This is a genomic window from Ochrobactrum sp. Q0168, from assembly GCF_016427605.1.
Classification (GTDB): Bacteria; Pseudomonadota; Alphaproteobacteria; order Rhizobiales; family Rhizobiaceae; genus Brucella.
On record NZ_JAELXQ010000020.1, the window covers coordinates 63,840 to 69,909 of the forward strand.

Genomic DNA, 6,070 nt, shown 5'->3' on the forward strand with positions numbered 1-6,070 from the left:
GCCTTCGAGAAGGTAAAGCATGCGGAAAGCTGCAAAAAAGAGGCAAACCAACGAAATCAGACGACAGGATCTCATCCTTGCGACGCTGAATTCAATAGTCAAACACGGTTATCTGAATTCGACGATCAATACGATCAGTGAAGAATCTGGTTTTTCACGTGGATTGATAAACCACTATTTTGACAGCAAGGAAGATCTGCTGACTGCAGCACATCGCTATTACCTTCAAAACGGAGACGATTATTACCGGCACCTTGTATCATCGGTGAAGACGGGGAACTTCGATACGTTATACTTTGTTGCCTGTGGGCCGTTTTTCCACGGACGCGGATATCAGCAGGTTCATATTCACTACAATAGTGCCGCCTGGATCGTTCCAGAGATCATGGCATTACATCGCGAACTATGGGGTAAATACCGCGCGTTTCTCGGACGTCGGCTTGCCAAGGTCGCGGCAGAAAAGAATATGGAAATGGATGTCCGGCTGGCGGCCATCGCTCTTACGCAACTGGCGGATGGGCTATGGCATGGCTGGGTCATGGAAGAAGCCTATACGGCGGAAGATTGCTGTATCATCATCCGCAAATGGCTATGCGATCTGTTTGGCGAAAACCCTGACGATCATCCGCTGCGGCCCGATTTTGATGTGGAGAATTTCCCGACGTCTGCACCGCTTACCAGTCAAACTGGAACGAGCGCTGCCGTGGAAGAGTGAGCCCGCTGGGCTGGCAGTGCCTTAAGTCAAGAGGCAGAAGAATATGCTACAGGTAAGTACGAGCGTGGAGGAGGGCCGTATCAGCCCTACGCTGCGAGAGAATTTTGCGCGCCTTCTTGCGCCCCGCACCATGGCCTTCATTGGTGGTGGCCAGGTCGAGGCAACGTTGAAAACCTTGCGCGAGCAGGATTATGCCGGGGACGTCTATGTGGTGAATCCCAAGCGCAGTGAAATTGCCGGATATAAATGCATTCCGTCGATTGCCGATCTGCCTGTTTCGCCCGATGCTGTATTCCTGGCCGTCAATGCCGATGCGACCATTAACGCGCTGCGCGAACTGTCGGTCATGAAGGCGGGAGGTGTTGTTTGTTATGCTTCCGGCTTCTCGGAAATTGGAGCGGCGGGGTTCGAGCGCAATCTGGCTTTTGTCGAAGCTGCGGGCGATATGGCGGTTGTCGGCCCGAACTGTTATGGCCTCGTCAACTATGTCAATCATGGCACGATCTGGCCAGCACTTTATCCGAAGCTGCGGAGCAGTCGTGGAGCGGCGGTCATCTCCCAGAGTGGCAACGTCACCGGGCATCTGGTCTCCAATGGCCGTTCGGTGCCTTATTCCTATCTGATCAGTGCGGGCAACCAAGCGGTTCTCGGCTTTGAGGACTATATTGATTACCTCGTCGATGATCCGAACGTGACCTGTCTGGGTCTGTTTATGGAGGGCATACGCGATGTGGCTGCGTTCTCGCAGGCCGCCTTGCGGGCGCGTGCCAAGCGTATTCCGGTCATCGTCTGCCGTTCTGGACGTTCAGAACTTGGTGCCGTTATGGCCGCCAGCCATACGAGTTCGCTGGCTGGGCAAAATGAATATTATGAAGCATTGTTTGCCCGTCTGGGCGTGATCGAGACCGATACGGTCCCGCAATTCCTCGAAATGATGAAGCTTGCTTCGACCGCGGCACCGCTTGAGGGTGAGCGCATTACCGTATTTTCCAGTTCTGGTGGCGACAATGGCCTCGCTGCGGATTATTGTTCCTTTGCCGGACTGCAATTGCCACAGCCAAACCAGCAACAGAAAGACATTATCAAGCCGACATTGCCTGATTTTGGTCATGTGTCCAACCCGCTCGATTTCACTGCTGGCTATTGGGGCAGTGAAGAACTGCTGACACCCATGTTCACCACCATGCTGAACGGTGATTACGATGCCGCTATGCTGGTGATCGATTATCCGCCGGTCGGATCGCCCTATAAGGATAAATCCGCGCATCAGGCTATGGACCGGGCTCTGGCTGCTGCTGGCAAGGCTGCGGGTAAGCCGGTATTCCATGCATCCGTGAATACGGAAAGCATACCGCCTGAAGATGCCGAAGCGCTGATTGTGCAAGGGATCGTGCCTTTGAATGGTCTGCATGATGCAGCGCAGGTCGTCGCGAAATGGGCGAATTACTGCAAAATGGTTGGGCGCGAAAAGCGGCAGGGAGATGCTGCCTTGGGACCCAAAGTCCCGTTTGCAGTCGCCGCCTTGCCTTCCAACGGCGTGACAGTGAATGAAGCTGAGTCCAAACGGAGATTGAGTTCCTACGGATTGAATGTACCGAAGGGCAACATTCTGACTATAGAGATGATCCGCGAACTGCCGGAAATCTTCGACGCCCCGATGGTTCTGAAGGTTCTGCATGATCAGCTGGCGCATAAGACGGAAGTTGGCGGCGTTGCACTCAACATCCGTGGCCAAACCGATGCCATCGCCGCAGCCGAGCGCATGGTCACATCGGTCAAACAGCACGATGCTTCAATCGAGCTTACGACATTTCTAATGGAACCGATGCAGCCGGCTCCGCTTGCTGAACTGATCGTCGGCGTCAAACGCGATCCGCTGTTCGGACTGGTTCTCGTCATCGGTGCTGGAGGTATCCTGGTGGAACTGTTGAAGGACGCCACGCCATTGCTGTTACCGGTCAACCGTTCAGAGGTTGAAAATGCACTACGCGGATTGAAGAGTTTTGCACTCTTGGACGGCTTTCGAGGCAAGCCAAAGGTCAATCTGGAGCCGGTCATCGATGCTATCATGGCAATTGCCGCCTATGCTGGCGACCACCGGCATAACTTGCTCGAGCTCGATGTTAACCCATTGATGCTGGGAACCGATAGCGCCATCGCTGTGGATGCCCTCATTATAGAGCATCGTTAGAATGAAGCCACTGGCCGCTGTCTTCGTATCGCGGCCATGTTCACTCAAGTCCGACTGGAAACATTATGAACAGACCGCATCTCACTGGAGCGGAAGCGCTCGTCCATAGTCTTGTTGCCGCCAAGGTAGACACCTGCTTTGCCAATCCCGGCACGAGTGAAATGCATTTTGTCGCGGCGCTTGACCGGATACCCGGTATCCGGTGCGTGCTTGGTTTGCAGGAGAATGTGGTGACCGGGATGGCCGACGGCTATTTCCGCGTCACGCAACGCCCGGCGGTTACACTGCTGCATTGCGGTCCGGGTTATGCCAATGGCATTGCCAATATCCACAATGCCCGTCGCGCTGGTAGTGGTATGCTCAATATTGTCGGCGATCACGCTACGGATCACGTTGCGCATGACAGTCCGTTGACCGCTGATGTGGAGGCACTTGTCGGGGGCAGTTCTGAATGGCATCGCTTCGGCACAAAACCGGCATCGATCGGCGCCGATGCCATGGCTGGTCTGAAAGAGGCATCTTTTGGTTATGGCCAGATCGCCTCGCTGGTCTTGCCAGCGGATGTGTCATGGAGCGAAGGTGGCGAAACAGCGGAACTTGAAAGCGTAGAGGGGCCATATCCGGTTGACCCAGCCGTCGTGACGCAAGTTGCCGAAGCCCTGAAATCAGGGCGCAAGGCCGTCATCATTCTGGGTAACCCGGCAGTGGTCGAAGAGTTGCATCCTCTACTTCAGGGTATTGCCGACCAAACTGGCGCTAAACTGATGGGAAGTTCAACCATTTCCAATATACCACAAGGCAAAGGGAGGCTGGTGCTACCGGTCGTGCCTTATGCGGTAACGGAAGCGATACAGTGTCTCGACCCTTATGAGCTGGTTGTGCTGGTCAATTGTCCGCCGCCAGTTGGCTTCTTCCGCTATCCAGGTTTGCCGAGCCTGCTGCATCGCGCCGATGCCGAGGTTCTGACCCTGACGACAGCGCATCAGGATGCCAAAGGCGCGTTGACTGCTCTGGCGACAGCGCTCGGCGCCCGTGAAAGCGACATCGCCATCCAAAATGGTGAGATCAAGGTGCCGGTGGATGGTCCGATAACGCCGAATTCTCTGGCCCAGATCGTAGCGCGCCAGATTCCAGAGAACAGCATCATCGTCAATGAGGCGCTGACCTCAGGTGGTGGCTTTGCTGCGGTCATGCCGTTGGCCGCGCCATGTGATTGGCTGACCGTGACAGGGGGCGCAATCGGAGGGGGCATGCCACTGGCAACGGGCGCTGCTATCGGTGCAGAAGCTGTCGGCGACAAGGGACGGCGGGTCATCGCTCTGCAGGCCGATGGTTCAGCGGCCTATACGGTGCAGGCGTTGTGGACGCAGGCTCGCGAAAATTTGCCGATCACCACGTTGCTGCTCGACAATCGCTCCTACGCCATTCTGCTCGGAGAATATGCCAAGGTTGGTGCCGAACCCGGTCCGACAGCGCTCGACATGATGAGCTTGGTTCGGCCGGAAATCGACTGGATCTCGATTGCGCGAGGCTTTGGTGTCGACGCGATTGCAGTGACCACTAATCGGGAACTTGATTTGGCTTTAGCCGAAGCTCTGGTCAAGCATGGGCCGGTGCTTATCGATGTACGCCTGGACTGAGATAACGTCATGCAGGATGGAATAGCGAAAGTCGTGCATGCCGAAGCAACCGGCATCAGGAAAGTCGGTATTATCGGAGCCGTCGCAATGAGCGGGGATATCCGTGTCGCGCCACCTGCCTGGTGCAATTGCCTACGGCATTGCAGGAACTGCTCAGCGAACAAGGTTCCGTGGGGGACTATGCGCGTTCGGGGTTGCGCGAATTGGTAAACTACTGTGAGCCACATTTGTCTGAGATCGCATCGGACGCCGGTGCAATCGATACCGCCATGCAGTTTGGCTATTCCTGGCGCGAAGATCCTTTTGCACTCGCAGCGAAGGCCGCAGACATCATCGACTATTAATGGGATTTACCCTGGTTCTCATCAACCAGACTAAAGCGAGATATACGCGCTGACAGCAGCCGTCCACTTGGCCGCGATTGTGTCTGGTGCCGCTGGAATGAGCAACAAAATTCGAAGGAGTAAATGATTGAAAGTCCTTGTCGGAGTAAAACGTGTCGTCGATTACAATGTTAAGATCCGTGTGAAGGGCGACGGATCTGGCGTTGAGCTTTCGAATGTGAAGATGTCGATGAACCCGTTCGACGAGATTGCGGTTGAAGAGGCGATCCGTTTGAAGGAAGCAGGCAAGGTCACGGAGATTGTGGCTGTTTCGGTTGGCCCGGCACAGGCGCAGGAAACGTTGCGCACGGCCCTTGCCATGGGTGCGGACCGCGCCATTCTGGTCAAGACTGACGAGACAGTCGAGCCGCTCGGCGTCGCCAAGGTGTTGAAGGGCGTGGTCGATGCGGAAAAGCCGGACCTCGTCTTCCTTGGCAAGCAGGCGATTGACGACGATGCCAACCAGACCGGCCAGATGCTGTCGGCGCTCCTCAACTGGAGCCAGGCAACCTTTGCCTCGAAGGTGGAGCTTGCTGACGGTTCGGCCAAGGTCACGCGCGAAGTGGATGGCGGTCTGCAGACCATTGATGTGAAGCTTCCGGCGATTGTCACGGTCGATCTTCGTTTGAACCAGCCGCGTTATGCATCGCTGCCCAATATCATGAAGGCGAAGAAGAAGCCGCTGGACGAGAAATCGCCTGCCGATTTCGGCGCCGATATTGCGCCGCGCCTCAAGGTTCTGAAGACCGAAGAGCCGGGTGGCCGCAAGGCTGGCGTCAAGGTTGGTTCAGTCTCTGAACTGGTCGAGAAGCTCAAGGCTGACGGCATCCTCTAAGAAATCGGAAGGGACACGATAAATGGCTATTCTTCTTTTTGCCGAACATGACAATGCAACCCTTTCGGACCAGACGGCAAAGGCGCTGACGGCAGCCGCCCAGATCGGCGGCGATGTCGATATTCTGGTTGCAGGCAAGGGCGCAAAACCTGCAGCCGATGCCGCCGCCAAGCTTAAAAGCGTGCGCAAGGTTCTGCTGGCTGAAAGCGATGCGCTGGAAAACCGTCTGGCTGAGCCAACGGCAGCGCTCATCGTTGAACTTGCCGCCAATTACGACACGATCCTCGCACCGGCGACGACCTCGGC

At 55.8% G+C, this 6,070-nt stretch carries 4 protein-coding genes and 1 pseudogene; all 5 read left to right on the plus strand.

Annotation, left to right across the window (positions count from 1 at the left end):
- The first annotated feature begins 19 nt into the window (after positions 1-19).
- Entirely contained in the window at positions 20-715 is a 696-nt protein-coding gene (locus JAU75_RS21530; RefSeq protein ID WP_199058546.1) for a TetR/AcrR family transcriptional regulator, read from the plus strand.
- 43 nt (positions 716-758) lie between these two features.
- Positions 759-2,906 (plus strand): acetate--CoA ligase family protein, encoded by a 2,148-nt coding sequence (locus tag JAU75_RS21535; protein WP_199058547.1) that lies wholly within the window; start codon positions 759-761, stop codon positions 2,904-2,906.
- 65 nt (positions 2,907-2,971) lie between these two features.
- The gene (locus JAU75_RS21540) at positions 2,972-4,546 is read left to right on the plus strand and encodes an acetolactate synthase large subunit (protein ID WP_199058548.1); all 1,575 of its coding nucleotides are present in this window, start codon (positions 2,972-2,974) and stop codon (positions 4,544-4,546) included.
- A 471-nt stretch (positions 4,547-5,017) separates the two neighbouring features.
- Complete coding sequence (locus JAU75_RS21550; RefSeq protein ID WP_199058549.1) at positions 5,018-5,764, plus strand: electron transfer flavoprotein subunit beta/FixA family protein; 747 nt, start codon at positions 5,018-5,020, stop codon at positions 5,762-5,764.
- 22 nt (positions 5,765-5,786) lie between these two features.
- Positions 5,787-6,070 (plus strand): annotated as a pseudogene (locus JAU75_RS21555) (electron transfer flavoprotein subunit alpha/FixB family protein); the annotation flags it as partial.